At 69.2% G+C, this 1429-nt stretch carries 1 protein-coding gene; it reads right to left on the bottom strand.

Features of this window, described 5'->3' with window-relative positions:
* Positions 1-1429 (bottom strand): hypothetical protein (locus ACLEQD_RS43305; protein WP_410391778.1); only part of this gene is annotated, 1429 nt, incomplete at both ends.

Raw genomic sequence — 1429 nt, forward strand, 5'->3', positions numbered from 1 at the left:
TCCCGAATCTCCTTCAGCCGCCTCTTGCGGTAGGCGACGTACTCCTGCCAGAGCGGAGCCCCCTTCTCGACTCCCGGCGGTGGCTCCTCCAGCTTCGGAGCCATTTCCCGCAGTAGATTCACGTCCTTCGGGAGCCGTGGGCCCGAGGCCTCCAACTCCGCCTGGAACAGCTTGACCCTCGCAGACTCCGTTGCGCCTACCTCGGCGTCCCGGGCGAAGAGGTCCAGGTTGTCGAACTGCTTCCTTCTCGCGGCAGACCGGGCGGGCTCGCGATTCGCCTCGCCTCTCGTCGTTGCAGCTTTGGAGGTCTCCCGGCTTGCCGCCTGCGCCTCCGCAGCGGACACCTCGGCGTTCTGCTCGAAGAGGTCCAGGTTGTCGGACCGCTTCCCTGCCGAGCCCCTTGTGACCACGGGCTTTGCGGACTCTCGGCTGGCCGCCTCCATCAGCAACGCCTGAGCCTTCGCGGGGTTTCCGCGGGCCTCAACGATGGCGACGACGCCAGCCCGCCCCTCCGTCAGCGCGGCGAAGGCGAGCTTCCTGTCGCCCCGCAGGATGGCGAAGCCCTCGCGGATGGCGTCGGGGCCGAATTCCTCCTCCAGCTCCTTCAAGACGGCCTTCAGCGCTTCGACTTCCGAGGCCGCGAGCCGCCGCAGACTCGCCCGCCCACCAGCGTTGGACTCCACCAGCGCGCGCGCGCCCTTGCCCCCGGCATACAGCGCCACCATCAGCGCGGCCGGCGCCAACTCGCGCGTGGCCTGCTCGTACTTGCCCTGCGCCAGCGAGTACGCCCCATGCCCTGTGCCGGCCACCAGGTGGTAGAAGCCCACCGGCACACCGAAGGTGAGGTGGTCGAAGGCCCCCGCCGAAACGCTTCCCGGCGAGTAGTGCCTCTCCATCAACGCCTTCTCCACCTCGTCGAGGGCGGACTGGTAGGGCGGAGGCATCTGCCCACGCATGGCCATGAGTTCCGTGTACCGGGCCTCGCCACTCACCAAGCTGCTGGAGAGCATGTCCCTGCCCGCGCGCCCCAGCCCGCGCAGCACATCGCGGCCTTGCTCGCCCCGCTCCGGGAAGCCTTCCAGCGCCAGGCCCCGCCGCTTCAGCTCCTCGCGGACAGCGGCCATGGCCCCCAGCGTCTCGCCCAATTGCTTGTCACGGGCGAGCAGTTGCACCACCTCGCGTAGCTCGTCGTCGAAGGCCGAGTGGAGGACGAAGAGCGCGAGCACCTCGGCATACGGCACGCCGTACTTCTCGGTGGCCGTGACGAGGAAGGCCGCGCGCTTGCGACTGAGGACGGCCGAGGCGTGTTCGTCCAAAGGACCCAGGGCACCGAGGCGGACTGCATCCCAGGGAGTGAGGGACTGAACCAGCGCAGCCATGTCCACCCCGCGCTGCATGGCCACGAACTCCGCGGGCGAGGCACACGCCA

This window comes from Corallococcus sp. 4LFB (assembly GCF_046520365.1).
Taxonomy (GTDB): Bacteria; Myxococcota; Myxococcia; order Myxococcales; family Myxococcaceae; genus Corallococcus; species Corallococcus caeni.